Source organism: Streptomyces sp. NPDC091412, assembly GCF_044756885.1.
Classification (GTDB): Bacteria; Actinomycetota; Actinomycetes; order Streptomycetales; family Streptomycetaceae; genus Streptomyces.
Genome location: NZ_JBIVTV010000002.1, coordinates 607,157 through 621,323, shown reverse-complemented (window position 1 = coordinate 621,323; position 14,167 = coordinate 607,157). Strand labels below are relative to the sequence as shown.

The 14,167-nt window shown below is 71.8% G+C and carries 14 protein-coding genes; 8 read left to right on the top strand and 6 right to left on the bottom strand.

Features of this window, described 5'->3' with window-relative positions; genetic code table 11:
• Positions 1-128: 128 nt before the first annotated feature.
• The 5 genes from ACIQMV_RS06965 (at position 129) to ACIQMV_RS06945 (ending at position 5,194) form a co-directional block, all read left to right on the top strand.
• Positions 129-1,064, top strand: coding sequence for a cellulose-binding protein (locus tag ACIQMV_RS06965; protein ID WP_141358294.1), 936 nt, complete (start codon positions 129-131; stop codon positions 1,062-1,064).
• Positions 1,065-1,167: 103 nt separating this feature from the next.
• The gene (locus ACIQMV_RS06960; RefSeq protein WP_172632838.1) at positions 1,168-2,136 is read left to right on the top strand and encodes an ABC transporter ATP-binding protein; all 969 of its coding nucleotides are present in this window, start codon (positions 1,168-1,170) and stop codon (positions 2,134-2,136) included.
• 3 nt (positions 2,137-2,139) lie between these two features.
• On the top strand, positions 2,140-2,910 hold the full coding sequence (locus ACIQMV_RS06955; RefSeq protein WP_141358298.1) for an ABC transporter permease: 771 nt from the start codon (positions 2,140-2,142) through the stop codon (positions 2,908-2,910).
• Between the two features lie 113 nt (positions 2,911-3,023).
• Entirely contained in the window at positions 3,024-4,322 is a 1,299-nt protein-coding gene (locus tag ACIQMV_RS06950; RefSeq protein WP_402591698.1) for an ATP-binding cassette domain-containing protein, read from the top strand.
• Complete coding sequence (locus ACIQMV_RS06945) at positions 4,319-5,194, top strand: ABC transporter permease (protein WP_401780294.1); 876 nt, start codon at positions 4,319-4,321, stop codon at positions 5,192-5,194. Before ACIQMV_RS06950 ends, ACIQMV_RS06945 begins: the two co-directional genes overlap by 4 nt.
• Before the next feature lie 66 nt (positions 5,195-5,260).
• Here ACIQMV_RS06945 and ACIQMV_RS06940 read toward each other — a convergent pair whose 3' ends face one another.
• Positions 5,261-5,602, bottom strand: coding sequence for an ATP/GTP-binding protein (locus ACIQMV_RS06940; RefSeq protein ID WP_141358304.1), 342 nt, complete (start codon positions 5,600-5,602; stop codon positions 5,261-5,263).
• 223 nt (positions 5,603-5,825) lie between these two features.
• On the opposite strand from ACIQMV_RS06940, the gene ACIQMV_RS06935 reads away from it, so the two are divergent.
• Positions 5,826-6,854, top strand: coding sequence for an LLM class flavin-dependent oxidoreductase (locus tag ACIQMV_RS06935; protein ID WP_401780297.1), 1,029 nt, complete (start codon positions 5,826-5,828; stop codon positions 6,852-6,854).
• Positions 6,855-6,938: 84 nt separating this feature from the next.
• Here the strand turns inward: ACIQMV_RS06935 and ACIQMV_RS06930 are convergent, their stop codons facing one another.
• Entirely contained in the window at positions 6,939-7,331 is a 393-nt protein-coding gene (locus ACIQMV_RS06930) for an SCO5389 family protein (protein ID WP_225075600.1), read from the bottom strand.
• A 300-nt stretch (positions 7,332-7,631) separates the two neighbouring features.
• On the opposite strand from ACIQMV_RS06930, the gene nucS reads away from it, so the two are divergent.
• Entirely contained in the window at positions 7,632-8,303 is a 672-nt protein-coding gene (gene nucS / locus ACIQMV_RS06925) for an endonuclease NucS (RefSeq protein WP_225075599.1), read from the top strand.
• A gap of 77 nt (positions 8,304-8,380) precedes the next feature.
• On the opposite strand, the gene ACIQMV_RS06920 is transcribed toward nucS, so the two are convergent.
• The 3 genes from ACIQMV_RS06920 to ACIQMV_RS06910 all read right to left on the bottom strand — a co-directional run bounded on the left by ACIQMV_RS06920 (position 8,381) and on the right by ACIQMV_RS06910 (position 12,650).
• Complete coding sequence (locus tag ACIQMV_RS06920) at positions 8,381-11,038, bottom strand: ATP-binding protein (protein WP_402591695.1); 2,658 nt, start codon at positions 11,036-11,038, stop codon at positions 8,381-8,383.
• Between the two features lie 294 nt (positions 11,039-11,332).
• Positions 11,333-11,656, bottom strand: a complete 324-nt coding sequence (locus tag ACIQMV_RS06915) for an STAS domain-containing protein (RefSeq protein ID WP_141358314.1) — start codon at positions 11,654-11,656, stop codon at positions 11,333-11,335.
• A 145-nt stretch (positions 11,657-11,801) separates the two neighbouring features.
• A complete protein-coding gene (locus tag ACIQMV_RS06910) occupies positions 11,802-12,650 on the bottom strand; it encodes a 3-hydroxyacyl-CoA dehydrogenase family protein (protein ID WP_384171175.1) in 849 nt (282 codons plus the stop codon).
• A gap of 267 nt (positions 12,651-12,917) precedes the next feature.
• Between ACIQMV_RS06910 and ACIQMV_RS06905 the strand changes: the two genes are divergently transcribed.
• A complete protein-coding gene (locus ACIQMV_RS06905; RefSeq protein WP_401780306.1) occupies positions 12,918-13,490 on the top strand; it encodes a cob(I)yrinic acid a,c-diamide adenosyltransferase in 573 nt (190 codons plus the stop codon).
• A gap of 63 nt (positions 13,491-13,553) precedes the next feature.
• Here ACIQMV_RS06905 and ACIQMV_RS06900 read toward each other — a convergent pair whose 3' ends face one another.
• The gene (locus tag ACIQMV_RS06900; RefSeq protein ID WP_402591691.1) at positions 13,554-14,132 is read right to left on the bottom strand and encodes a hypothetical protein; all 579 of its coding nucleotides are present in this window, start codon (positions 14,130-14,132) and stop codon (positions 13,554-13,556) included.
• Positions 14,133-14,167 lie beyond the last annotated feature (35 nt).

The window sequence follows — 14,167 nt, the reverse complement described above, 5'->3', positions numbered from 1 at the left end:
TTGGAACGGTCAGCCACTCAAAAGAGGTGTCATTCTCCAGATCAAACACGTATCCGCTCGATGACACACCGCTTCGGCCCCTAGGATTCCACCTATCACCTCACCGGTCTCATTCGGACAGGAACCCCATGAGCGACACTTCCCCCTACGGCTTCGAGCTTGTGCGGCGTGGGTACGACCGCGCTCAGGTGGACGAACGTATCTCCAAGCTCGTCTCCGACCGTGACAGTGCTCTCGCCCGCATCACCGCCCTGGAGAAGCGCATCGAGGAGCTCCACCTCGAGACGCAGAACGCGCAGGCCCAGGTCGGCGACGCCGAGCCGTCCTACGCGGGCCTCGGCGCGCGGGTCGAGAAGATCCTCCGCCTCGCCGAGGAGGAGGCCAAGGACCTGCGTGAGGAGGCCCGGCGCGCGGCCGAACAGCACCGCGAACTCGCGGAGTCGGCGGCCCAGCAGGTCCGCAACGACGCCGAGTCCTTCGCCTCGGACCGCAAGGCCAAGGCCGAGGACGAGGGCGTCCGGATCGTCGAGAAGGCCAAGGGCGAGGCCTCCCAGCTGCGCGCCGACGCGCAGAAGGACGCGCAGTCCAAGCGGGAGGAGGCGGACGCCCTCTTCGAGGAGACCCGCGCCAAGGCCGCGCAGGCCGCCGCCGACTTCGAGACGAACCTCGCCAAGCGGCGCGAGCAGTCCGAGCGCGACCTGGCCTCCCGTCAGGCCAAGGCCGAGAAGCGGCTGGCGGAGATCGAGCACCGCGCCGAGCAGCTGCGCCTGGAGGCGGAGAAGCTGCGCACCGACGCCGAGCGCCGCGCCCGCCAGACGGTGGAGACGGCCCAGCGCCAGGCCGAGGACATCGTGGCCGACGCCAACGCCAAGGCGGACCGTATCCGTTCGGAATCCGAGCGCGAGCTCGCTGCGCTCACCAACCGCCGCGACTCCATCAACGCCCAGCTGACGAACGTGCGCGAGATGCTGGCGACCCTCACCGGTGCCGCGGTGGCCGCCGCGGGCGCGCCGACCGAGGACGAGCCGATCTCCCGCGGCGTTCCGGCCCAGCAGTCCCGCTGATTCACGTTCACCGGGCCTGACCGCGGCTGACATCCGCCGCTGACCGCGAAGCTCTCTGCCCCAGGGGTGGCGGAGAGCTTCGCGGCGTTCTAGCGTGTCCCGCATGATCGAACTGGAGGGGTTGACCAAGCGGTACGGAGAGAAGCTGGCGGTCGACGGCCTCAGCTTCACCGTCCGGCCGGGCACCGTCACCGGGTTCCTCGGGCCCAACGGGGCCGGGAAGTCCACGACGATGCGGATGATCCTCGGCCTCGACCGGCCCACCTCCGGGTACGTCCGCATCGACGGCCGGCACTACCACGAGCTCAGGGACCCGCTGACGTACATCGGCGCGCTGCTGGACGCCAAGGCCATGCACGGCGGGCGCAGCGCCTACCACCACCTGCTGTGCCTCGCCCAGAGCAACGGGATCCCCACCCACCGGGTGAACGAGGTCCTGGACACCGTCGGTCTGACCCCGGTGGCGCGGAAGAAGGCGAAGGGCTTCTCGCTCGGCATGAGCCAGCGGCTCGGCATCGCCGGCGCGCTGCTCGGCGACCCGCGGATCCTGATGTTCGACGAGCCGGTCAACGGTCTCGACCCCGAGGGCATCCACTGGATCCGCGGCCTGATGAAGTCCCTCGCCGCCCAGGGCCGTACGGTGTTCGTCTCCTCGCACCTGATGAGCGAGATGGCGCTGACCGCCGACCATCTCGTCGTCATCGGGCAGGGCCGGCTGCTCGCCGACACCTCCATGGCCGACTTCATCGAGCGGAACTCCCGTTCCCACGTCCGGGTCCGCACCCCGCAGCACGAACGTCTGCTCGACGTGCTGCACGGGGCCGGGATCACGGCCGTGCCGGGCGAGGGCGGGGTGCTTCAGGTCGAGGGCGGCAAGGCCGAGCGCATCGGTGAGCTGGCCGCACAGCACCAGATCGTGCTGCACGAACTGAGCAGTCAGCAGTCGTCGCTGGAGGAGGCGTTCATGCGGCTGACGGCCGGGACGGTGGAGTACCACGCGCACACGGGCCAGGCCGTGCCGGAAGGGGCGCCCGCCCAGCCGTGGGGCGCCGACAGCGAGAAGGAGGGCTGAGCGATGGCGGCGACTCAGGTCATCAGGTCCGAGTGGACCAAGATCCGGTCGGTGGCGTCCACGGTGTGGACGCTGTCCCTGACGGCGGTCGTCACGATCGCCCTCGGCATGCTGATCTCGGCCCTGTCGAAGCACTCGTTCGACAGCATGGACGAACGGGACCGGTTCTCCTTCGACCCGACCTACGTCAGCTTCGCCGGCATGGGGCTCGGGCAGCTGGCGATGATCGTGTTCGCGGTGCTGGTGGTGTCCAACGAGTACAGCACCGGCATGATCCGCACCTCGCTGGCCGCCGTCCCGCAGCGCGGCGCCTTCCTGGCGAGCAAGGTGGCGGTGGCGACCGGGCTGGCCCTCGTGGTGGGCATGGTCACCAGCTTCGCCTCGTTCTTCCTCGGGCAGGCGATGCTCGGATCGCTCGGCACCTCCCTCGGCGAGCCGGGCGTGCTGCGCGCGGTCGTCGGCGGCGGCCTCTACATGGCCCTCATCGCGATGTTCTCGATGGGCGTCACCGTGATGCTGCGCTCGCCGATGCTGTCGCTGGGCATCCTGATGCCGTTCTTCTTCCTGATCTCCAACATCCTCGCCAACGTCTCGGCGACGAAGAAGATCGGCCGCTTCCTGCCCGACCAGGCCGGCGGCCGCATCATGCAGGTGGTTCCGCGAGTCGGCGACGACACCCCCTACGGCCCCTGGGGCGGCCTCGGGATCATGCTGCTGTGGGTGATCGCGGCGCTCGCCGGAGGGTACGTACTGCTGCGGAAGCGGGACGCCTGAGCACGGCAGGCTTTTACTTTCTTTTGGGCGGAACCGTCAGCGCCCGGATATCCTCCTAACCCTTACGGGGGGCGTGCGCCCCGCTTACCTGAACCGTTCGATGGGTGCGGAGCATGATCGAGGCAGTCGGCCTGACCAAGCGCTATGGCGACAAGACCGCCGTGCACAACCTCTCCTTCCAGGTACGTCCAGGTGCCGTCACCGGCTTCCTCGGTCCGAACGGCTCGGGCAAGTCGACGACGATGCGGATGATCCTGGGGCTGGACAACCCCACCGCGGGATCGGTGACGATCGGCGGCCATCCGTACCGCACGCTGCCGAACGCGCCCCGCCAGGTCGGCGCCCTGCTGGACGCGAAGGCGGTGCACGGCGGCCGGTCCGCGCGCAACCACCTGCTGTCCCTGGCGCAGCTGTCCGGCATCCCGGCCCGCCGCGTCGACGAGGTGCTCGGGGTCGTCGGCCTCCAGGACGTGGCGAGGAGGCGCTCCAAGGGCTTCTCCCTCGGCATGGGCCAGCGGCTGGGCATCGCCGCCGCGCTGCTGGGCGACCCGCAGGTGCTGCTGTTCGACGAGCCGGTGAACGGTCTCGACCCCGAGGGCATCCTCTGGGTGCGCAATCTGATGAAGTCGCTCGCGGCGGAGGGACGGACCGTGTTCGTCTCCAGTCATCTGATGAGCGAGATGGCACTGACCGCCGACCATCTGATCGTCATCGGGCGCGGGCAGCTGCTCGCCGACATGAGTGTGACGGACTTCATCTCCGCGAACTCCGCGGACTTCGCGCGGGTCCGCACGCCCGACACCGAGCCGCAGCAGCGGGAGAAGCTGACGTCCGCGCTGACCGAGGCGGGCGGGCACGTGCTGCCCGAGCAGGACGGCGCGCTGCGCGTGACCGGGCTGCCGCTGCCGCGCATCAGCGACCTCGCGCACGAGGCGGACGTACGCCTGTGGGAGCTGTCGCCGCACCAGGCCTCGCTGGAGGAGGCGTACATGCGGATGACCCAGGGGGCCGTCGACTACCGCTCCACCATCGACCAGAAGGCCGGGCTGATGCAGCCTCTGCCGCCCGGCGCCCAGCCGTCCGTACCGGTTCCCGGCCAGGGCCAGCCCGGCTGGTACGCGCCGCCACCGCCCCAGCCGGGCGGACAGCCGTTCGCGGGCCCGCAGGGCGTCCCCGGCGCGCAGCCGAACCCGTACGCCGCTCCGGGCGCGGGCCACCCCGGCCCCTACGGCGCCCCGAACGCGGGCGTCCCCAACCCGTACGCGCAGAGCGCGCCGCAGGCCCCTCAGGTGCCCGCCCAGTCCGCCGGAGCGCCGCACGGAGGGGCCGCGCCCGCCGCCGCGCCCGCGCAGCCCTCCGCGCCGGGCGCCGCGCCCGCCGCCGACTCCACCAAGCCCGAGGACGCCCGATGAGCACGCCGCAGACTCCTGTGCCGCAGGCCGCGCCGCCCGCCTGGGAGGCGGCGGCCGGTTCCCCCCAGCCCGGCTACACCTCGCCGATCCCCGTCGTCCGTACGCACCTCGGGCACGCCCTCGCCTCGGAGTGGACGAAGATCAAGTCGGTGCGCTCCACGATGTGGACGCTCGGGGTGTTCGTCCTGCTCGTGGTCGGGATCGGGCTGCTGATCGGCCTGATCATCGCCGACTCCGCAGGGGAGATGCACGGCGACGAGAACATGCTGTCGCTGGGCTTCTTCGGGCTGCTGCTCGGCAGCATCTGCATCATCACGCTCGGCGTGCTGACCACGGCCTCGGAGTACGGCACCGGCATGATCCGGACCACGATGACGGCGTGCCCGAGCCGTGGACGGGTGCTCACGGCCAAGGCGGTGGTGTTCTTCCTGGTCGCGTTCGCGGTGACCCTGGTCTCCACCGGCGTGGTCGGCCTCGCGCAGACGGCCATGCTCGACGGCACCGGCGCCCGGCAGCCCACCGGACCGGAGTGGTTCAAGGCCACCGTGGGCGTCAGCCTCTACATGGCCCTGCTCGGGCTGTTCTCGCTCGTCATCGGCTCGGTGCTGCGGCACTCGGCGGGCGCCATCACGATCATGATCGGTGTCGTGCTCGCCCCGCTGGTGATCGCCCTGTTCATGTTCACGCGCTCGCTGGAGAGGGTGCGCCAGTTCCTGTTCGAGTACTCGATCCCGAACCAGCTGAGCGTCTTCTACTCCAACTCCCTCACCGATTCCGGCCCGACCGGCTGGGACCCGCTGTGGATCCTGCTGGGCGCGACGGCCGCCGCGTTCGCCGGCGCCTGGGCCCTGCTGCGGAGCCGGGACGTCTGAGCGACTGGAACCGCGGCTGGTGCTGAGACCGGAAAGGTTCACCGGCTCGCGACGCCCGGCACGACACTAGAACCGTGGCGCGTTACGGGACCGCTGCACCCGCGTGGTGCGGCGGTCCTTGGCGTTCCAGCACGCCTTGTGCCAGTGCCGGCGGTCGTCCACGCCCGCGTGCTGCGGCCAGGCCACCACGTGCGGGACGCCGGAGGGGATCACCTGGTCGCAGCCGGGGCAGCGGTACGTCTTGCCATCGGTGCTGGAGCCCGCGACATGGCGCACGCTGAAATCCTCGCCGTGCCAGCTCTCGGTGGACTGCCAGCCGCCGTAGCGGCCCGCGGTGTCGTCCTCGGCGCTCCGGCCGGACGAGGCGGCGCCTCTCCCATCCTTGGGTCGGTTGCGGCGGGGGGACACGGGACACCTCACGAAGCCGTAGGGAAGACAGGGACCTTCTCCAGCCTACGCGGCGCCACTACGGCCGGGTAAGGAGAACCAACCACCACAAGTCCCCTTCCCGGACGACCCATTCCGCAGACAATCCGCAAATCTCTCCGCCAAGCCGTGTCCTCGGCACGTGTCGCCCGGTTATGCCGGGTGGGGGAGCTCCGTGTCGGAGCCGAGGAAGCAGGAAAGAGCAATGCGCGTAGGAAGTTTCGTGCTGGCGGCCCAGTTCCCCGGGCAGGGCCAAGGCGAGGCGCTGCACCGGGCGGTCCGGTCCGCGGAGGTCGCCGAGGAGGCCGGGCTGGACGCGGTCTGGCTGGGCGAGCACCACTTCGTCCCGTACGGGACGTGTCCGTCGGCGATCACCCTGGCCGCGCTGCTGCTGGGCCGCACCCGCCGTCTGCGGGTGGGTACGGCGGTCAGCGTGCTGCCCACGGTCCACCCGGTCGCGCTCGGCGAGCAGGCGGCGCTGCTGCACATGACGAGCGGCGGGCGGTTCTCGCTCGGCGTCGGGCGCGGCGGCCCGTGGGTGGACCTGGAAGTGTTCGGCATGGGACTGGAGGCGTACGAGAGCGGGTTCCCGGAGTCGCTGGACCTGCTGGTGCGCTGGCTGCGTGAGCCCTCGGTGTCGGCCTCGGGAGAACGGTTCGCCTTCCGCGAGGTCCCCGTCGTGCCGCGCCCGTCGGAGGCGCTGGTCCAGGTCCCGGGTCCCGAGGTCGTCGTCGCCTGCACCTCTCCGGCGAGCGTGCGGCTGGCCGCCGAGCGCGGGCTGCCGATGCTGCTGGGGATGCACATCGGGGACGAGGAGAAGGCCGAGATGGTCGCCCTGTGGCAGCGGTGCGCGCGGGCGGCGGGCCGGCCGGGCGAGGAGGTCCGGGGTGCCGCCCATGTCTCGGCGGGCGTCTGCCAGATCGCGGACCGGCGCACGGACGCGGTGGAGACGCTGCTGAAGGCGATGCCGGGCTGGCTGAAACAGGGGCTGGACGCCCATGTCACCGTGGACGGCCGGACCCGCGGGATGCGTGATCCCCTGGAGTACACCGAACTGCTCTGCGGGCTGCACCCGGTGGGCACCCCGCGGCTGTGCGCCGACCGGCTCGCGGCGACCTCCGAGCGGACCGGCATCTCCCGCTTCGCCCTCCTCACGGAGGGCTCGGGTGATCTGGCGGCCACGGAGGAGAACCTGCGACGGCTCGGCGCCGAGGTACTGCCCCACCTCGGCTGACCGTGAACGCGCCATGGGAGGCTTGCCGCCCCTGTACTCCAAGCACCTCCCGCGCACGGAGCGGCAAGCAGGCGACTCACGGCGTCAGCAGTCCCGCAGTTCCGGGGACTGGTTGAGGAGCTGGTTGCGCACCGAGGTGAAACGGGCCAGCGTCTCGTCGACCGAGGCGTCCAGCGGGAACACCGCCACCCGGTGGCAGTTCTGGAAGGCGAGCCGCACACCGAAGTGCCGCTGAAGCGCGCCGCGTATGGCGTCACTCGCCAGCGCACGCAGCAGCTGACCGCGTGCCTGCTCGTCCGGCGGGGGCGTCTGGTTGTCGGCGAACTGGCCGCCGTCCACCTTCAGCTGGGCCACCAGGGAGCTGATCATCTCCCACGCGTAAGGCAGGGAGGTCCGGACGCAGTCGACGAAGTCAGCTTCGTCGACCTCGCCTCGCTCGGCCGCTTCGAGTAGGGCCGGTGAGACGTCGAGCGACATGGGTTCTCCTCTCGCACCCCCGAACGACAGGGGTTGCCGGACAGATAAGGGGGCACGCGACTCCCAACACGGTGAGTACACGGGTCGCGACCTCCCGTTCACTACGGTAGGCACAAGAACGGACGCCCACTAGGCGAATGCATATACAGACCGGGCTAGTTGGGCACACAATCGGCCACAAGTGAACACGGGTGATCCAGGGAAAAATGGGGCGCCCCCCGAGGAGTCCCGGCGGCCGCGCGGCGGAAGGTCCCCGGTCGAATCGCGCGCACCGCCGTCCGTCCAGTAGCGTTGCCGACCATGCGTCTCGTCATTGCCCGGTGCGCCGTCGACTACGCCGGCCGGCTCACCGCCCATCTGCCGTCAGCGCCCCGTCTGATCCTGGTCAAGGCGGACGGCAGCGTCTCGATCCACGCGGACGACCGCGCCTACAAGCCGCTGAACTGGATGTCCCCGCCGTGCACGCTCAAGGAGGGCACCGGTGACGAGGAGGGCGTCTGGACCGTCGTCAACAAGGCGGGCGAGAAGCTCATCATCACGATGGAGGAGGTCCTGCACGACTCCTCGCACGAACTCGGCGTGGATCCGGGGCTGATCAAGGACGGCGTGGAAGCGCACCTCCAGGAACTGCTCGCCGACCGCATCGAGACGCTCGGCGAGGGCTACACGCTGATCCGCCGCGAGTACATGACGGCCATCGGCCCGGTCGACATCCTGTGCCGGGACGCCGAGGGCCGGACGGTCGCGGTCGAGATCAAGCGGCGCGGCGAGATCGACGGCGTGGAACAGCTCACCCGCTACCTCGAACTGCTGAACCGCGACCCCCACCTCGCCCCGGTCCGCGGCGTCTTCGCGGCCCAGGAGATCAAGCCGCAGGCCCGCGTCCTCGCCACCGACCGCGGCATCGGCTGCCAGGTACTGGACTACGACGCCCTGCGCGGCATCGAGGACGACAAGCTGCGCCTGTTCTGAGGGCGGCCGCAGGGTGCTCGTACGACGCCGGGGGCCGGGTCCGTGTCATACGGACCCGGCCCCCGGTTCTTCGTGGGTCAGGCGAGCGTCGCCGTGTCGGACGGCTCCGTAGCCGCGCCGCTCTCGGAGGCGTCGGCCGGCGGGCCGGCCGAAAGGCCGGACGTCGGCGCCGAGGTGCCTCCGGACGGCTCCCCGGACGAACCGGAGTCGGCGCCGCCGGTGGGGCCCGTGGTGCTCCCTCCCGAGGGGTCGCCGCTGGGTTCTCCGCTGCTCCCGCCCGTGGGATCGCCGGTGCCGCCGCCGGAGGAGCCGCCGCTCGTGGGGCCTCCGGCGCCGCCGCCGGAAGAGCCTCCGCTGCCTCCGCCCGGTGTGCCGCCGCCCGTGGAGCCCCCGGGGTTCCCACCGGTCGTCCCACCGGTCTTCCCGCCGGTGCCGCCGCCCGACGAGTCGGCGGGCCCCGACGGCTTCGGGGGCTTGGACGAGGAGCCCGAGGACGTGCCGTCCCCGGACGGCGCGAGGCTCTCCGACGGCTCGGCGCCGCCCGGCGCCGGGTCCTCGGACGTGCCGGACACGGAGCCGTGGCCCGGGTCCGTCGGACGGTTGGTCGCCGTGCCCGTGTCGCTTCCCCCGCTGCGGTCCTGCTTCGGCGTGTCGGCGCCCAGGCCGCCGTCGTCCACGTCCTGGCCGGCGGACGGATTGACGTTGTCGGAGGGGGCGTCGGGGGTGTTCTGGGCCGTGGCGCCGAGCGTCACCACCGTGCCGAGGACGGCCGCGAGCAGCGCGCCCGCGCCGGCCGCCACGAGGTTGCGCCGGGCCAGGCCCTTGATACCGACGCGGTGCTTGGCCGGGGCGTGCGGCGAACCCGGCACCGACGCCTGGTGGGTGACCAGCGTGGAGGCGTCACCGCCGGACTGCTGGAGCGCCGGGAAGGGCGCGGGCACCCCGCCCGGCGGGGACGCCGACTCCTCGGTGCGGGCGTCCGGCACCTCCTCGCCCGCCGTCGCGCCGAGGCCCACCGCCGTACCGGAGCGGTCGGTGACCAGGGCGAGGGCGCGGCGCCCGGCGACCGTGCCGCGCTTGTCGGCGAGCGCGCCGCGCAGCCCGATGGAGGCCTCCAGTTCGGCGCGGGCCCGGTCCAGCTGACCGCCGCAGAGCGCCATGATGCCCAGCTCGTGGTGGAAGTAGGCCTGTTCGGCGACCTCACCGGCGAGCCGGGAGGCCTCGGTGCCGTAACGCAGCGCCCGCTCCCAGGCGTTCCAGTCGAGGCCCGCGGCGAACGCGGGGGCGGCGGTGCGGGCGAGCCGTACGGCCGTGCTCTCCTCTCCCCCGTCGGACGGCGTGGTGACCGGCACCAGCACGGCCAGCGCGGCGAGCACGGCGTCCGCTTCGGCGCACACCCGCTCCGGGGTGACCGAGGGGTGGCCGGCCCACCAGGTGTAGTGGCGGGCCGCGGTGAGGGCCTGCTCCTCGGCGTCGTCGCCGTATCCGGCGGCCTCCAGCTGGGTCAGCACACCGGCGGCGAGCCGGTGGCGGGAGCCGGCCGGGGAGACCAGGCCGCAGCTCGCCAGCTCGCCGAGCGCGGCGTCGGCGTGGGTGTCGCCGACCAGCGCGGGCAGGTGCGACTGGTGGGGCACCTCGCCGCCGAGCGCGACGGCGAACCGCAGTGTGGCCCGCGCGGAGGCGCTCAGCCGGGAGGCGAGCAGCGGCGCGGGCGCGGCGGCCTCGCCGAGCGAGGGCAGGGGTACGGCATCGCCGTCGCCCCCGTCCAGGACGGCGTCCACGGGCGGCGCGTCCTCGAAGACGCCGAACTCCTCGACGGCGCTGGTGCCGGCCCGCAGGTGGTCGTGCTGGCTCAGCAGGGCACCGGCCTGCACGAAGCGCAGCGGCAGGCCCTCGGACTCGAACCAGAGGTCCCCGGCCCAGTTGGCCTCCTCCTCGGTGAGCACACGGGCGACGGCGCGCTCGATGAGTTCGACTCCGCCGGCCCGGTCCAGACCGCTGAGGGAGACCTCCTCGACCTCCGACTCGGCGGACGGCGCGGGCACGTCCGGGGTCGCGCTGATCAGGAAGGCGCATTCGGGGGTGGCGTCGATCAGCTCGTCGAGCGCGCCACCGCCGACCTCGATGTCGTCCACCACGACGACCGCGCCGATCTCCCGGACGTACGCGAGCAGTTCGTCCCGGTCGGGCCGGTACCGCGGCGCGCTGTACACCGCGTGGAAGAGGTCGTGGAGCAGGTCGCTCGCGGTGCGGCGGTGGCCGCCGAGGCGGACCACGCCGTCGGGGGCGAGGTCCGAGCAGTCGTCGGCGACGAGGTCGAGCAGGCTGGTGCGGCCGGAGCCGCCCGGCCCGGTCAGGCGTACGGAGCGGCCGCGGGCGAGCAGCCGCACGAGCTGCTCGCGCCCGGCCTGGCGCTCCAGGAGCGGCAGGGCGGACGGCGCCGGGCCGGCCGGTACGGGCGGCCCCGCCACGCGGTCGTGCTCGGCGCGCTCGGCCGGTGTGTGCTTGCGCGGCCGGTCGGGGTGCTCCCCGGGCGGGCAGGCCTCGATCTCGCTGCCGTCCACGGGGTTGACGGTGAACAGGAAGTCGCCCGAGACGAGCCGCGCCGTGCGGGCCGGCGCGGGCGCGTGCTGGACGAAGTCGGATGCGAGGGAATCCCTGGGTGGGCGCCGGCTCGGCACGTGGCCGTCGCCGCCATGGCCCATGTCCTCGGGTTCCCGGGTGTTCGGGTCCATAGGTTCCAAGCCCCCCAAAAGCGTCGTGTGCCGGACATCGCCGGCCCCTCCCGGCCTTGCCGCACACCGCGCTGTCGCTTCTGGTCCGGGCCCGCTCGAGGGTTGCTGAGCTGCGGGCGACCGAACCCTAAACCTTCGGCCAGTATCCACGACAGCCCGGGGTACCGACCGGCCCGAGACGTCACGGTCTCATGAGGATTGCGCGTCACGTACGGTTCGCCGACGTGCGCCCGGGTCTCCCCCGTCGCCCGGTTCACACCTGTTCGGACCAGGGCGCCGGTGACGCGGCCCGGTCTAGACGCGGGGCAGGGACTCGACGCCGATGCCGCCCTCGATGGCGAGGATGCGGTGCAGCCGGGTGGCCACCAGCAGGCGCTGCATCTGCGGCGGCACGTCACGCAGCACCAGGCGCCGGCCGCAGCGGCCGGCCCGCCGGTGGACACCCATGATCACGCCAAGTCCGGTGGCGTCCCAGGAATCGAGCTCGGACAGGTTGAGCACCAGATCACCGACGCCGTCGTCGACGGCCGAGTGCAGGACCGTACGGGCGTCCGCCGCGCTGCGGACGTCGAGGCGGCCCCCGACGACCAGCTCGGCGTGGTCGCCCCTGATGTGCATATGCGCTCCCCGTGAATGCTGTGGCGTACTCCGTGACGGTGGCTGTGCAACCTCTGACTGCTTCCGCGGCGGTCTGGTTGCTGCTTGTAAGCGAACCGATACCGAATTCACCCCGGAGGGTGACCCCCGTGGCCCTTGTACGGTCTCAGTGCTTGTAGAAGCCCTGCCCGCTCTTGCGCCCGATGTCACCGGCGTCAACCATCCGGCGCATCAGCTCCGGCGGGGCGAACTTCTCGTCCTGGGTCTCGGTGTAGATGTTGCCGGTGGCGTGCAGCAGGATGTCGACGCCGGTCAGGTCCGCGGTGGCGAGCGGTCCCATGGCGTGGCCGAAGCCGAGCTTGCAGGCGAGGTCGATGTCCTCGGCGGTGGCGACGCCCGACTCGTAGAGCTTGGTCGCCTCGACGACGAGCGCCGAGATGAGCCGGGTGGTCACGAAGCCGGCCACATCGCGGTTGACCACGATGCAGGTCTTGCCCACGGACTCGGCGAACTCCCGTGCACGGGCGAGGGTTTCGTCGCTGGTCTTGTAGCCGCGGACCAGCTCGACGAGCTGCATCATCGGCACCGGCGAGAAGAAGTGCACGCCGACGACCCGTTCCGGGCGCTCCGTCACGGCCGCGATCTTGGTGATCGGGATGGCGGAGGTGTTGGAGGCGAGCACGGTGTCCTCGCGGACGAGCTTGTCGAGGGTGCGGAAGATCTCGTGCTTGACCTCGAGCTTCTCGAAGACGGCCTCCACCACGAGGTCGGCGTCGGCGGCCGCGTCCAGATCGGTGGTCGTGGTGATGCGGGCGAGGGCAGCGTCGGCGTCGTGCGCCTCCAGCCTGCCCTTGGTGACGAACTTGTCGTACGAGGCCTTGATGCCGTCCGTGCCGCGCCTCAGTGCCTCGTCGGTGACGTCCCGCAGGACGACGTCCCAGCCCGCCTGCGCGGCGACCTGAGCGATGCCGGACCCCATGAGACCGGCCCCGATGACGGCGAGCTTCCGTGACACTGACGACTCCCCTTCGAAACGACTGCACGACGACTGCGCGGGTGCTTGGCGCTTACCCGCTGCTTACGCATGGCTCCTGTGCGGACATTAGCGCTCACGCGGGGCCTTGAGACCCGTAAGTAATGCGCGTCACTGTCTCAGGGCGTGAGACGCCCGTCACGTCCGGTACGACGGGCTCGGCCACGAAATCCTCCCGCCCCGGGCCGGGTTGGCGCCACCGTGAAATCGCCGCATCGCGCCCGTCGCGGGAACGTCTAGATTGGCCTCATGGTCAACCTCACGCGCATCTACACCCGGACCGGGGACAAGGGCACCACCGCCCTCGGCGACATGAGCAGGGTCGCCAAGACCGACCTGCGGATCTCTGCGTACGCCGACGCCAACGAGGCGAACGCGGTGCTCGGCTCGGCGATCGCGCTGGGCGGACTCGGCGAGGACGTCGTCGAGGTCCTCACTCGGGTACAGAACGACCTGTTCGACGTGGGCGCGGACCTGTGCACGCCGGTGGTGGAGAACCCGGAGTTCCCGCCGCTGCGGGTCGAGCAGTTCTACGTCGACCGGCTGGAGGCGGACTGCGACCGCTTCAACGCCGAGCTCGACAAGCTCCGCTCCTTCATCCTCCCCGGCGGGACGCCGGGCGCGGCCCTGCTCCACCAGGCGTGCACGGTGGTCCGCCGGGCCGAACGCTCGACCTGGGCCGCCCTGGAGGCGCACGGCGAGACGATGAACCCGCTCACCGCGACCTATCTCAACCGGCTGTCGGACCTGCTGTTCATCCTGGCGCGCACGGCCAACAAGGCCACCGGGGACGTGCTGTGGGTACCGGGCGGCGAACGCTGAGCGCTCCTCCCCGCCAGGGACGCCCCGCGTCCGCACGGCGCACGTTCACCGTCCGGCGCACGCTCACCGTCCGGCCGGTGTGCGCTCCTCGTCCGGACGGGCCGACTCGACCGGAGCCTTCTTGGGGAAGAGCAGGTACGACAGCGCGATCAGCCCGTGGATCCCGGCGATGCGCAGCGTCGTCCCCTGCCAGGACCTGAGCGGCTCGGCGGCGGACGGGTCGCCGACGTACAGGACCGCCGCCTGGAGCAGGGCGAGGGAGACGCACGACGCGACGAGGGTGCGCAGCCAGAGGCCGCCCTCGTAGCGTGCCCGGGCCAGTCCGTGACGGGGCGGCTTCCCGGGGCGCGGGCCGCCGGCCAGACGGTGGGCCGCGTGGGCGTCGAGCCGGCCGACGGTGTAGTGGCCGTAGCCGACGGTGAAACCGATGTACAGGGCGGCCAGTCCGTGCTCCCAGCCGGGCTCCGCGCCGTTCCTCAAATCGACGGCGGTGACCGCGAACAGGACCAGTTCCAGCATCGGCTCGCACAGCAGCAGGGCCATGCCGGTGCGGCGCCACCGCAGGAGGTAGCGGGCGGTCAGGCCCAGCGCCAGCAGTACCCAGAAGCCCACCTCGCAGGCGATGATCAGCGTGACGATCACGATTGCTCCTCTCGGTTCCTCCTCCAGGCTGACGG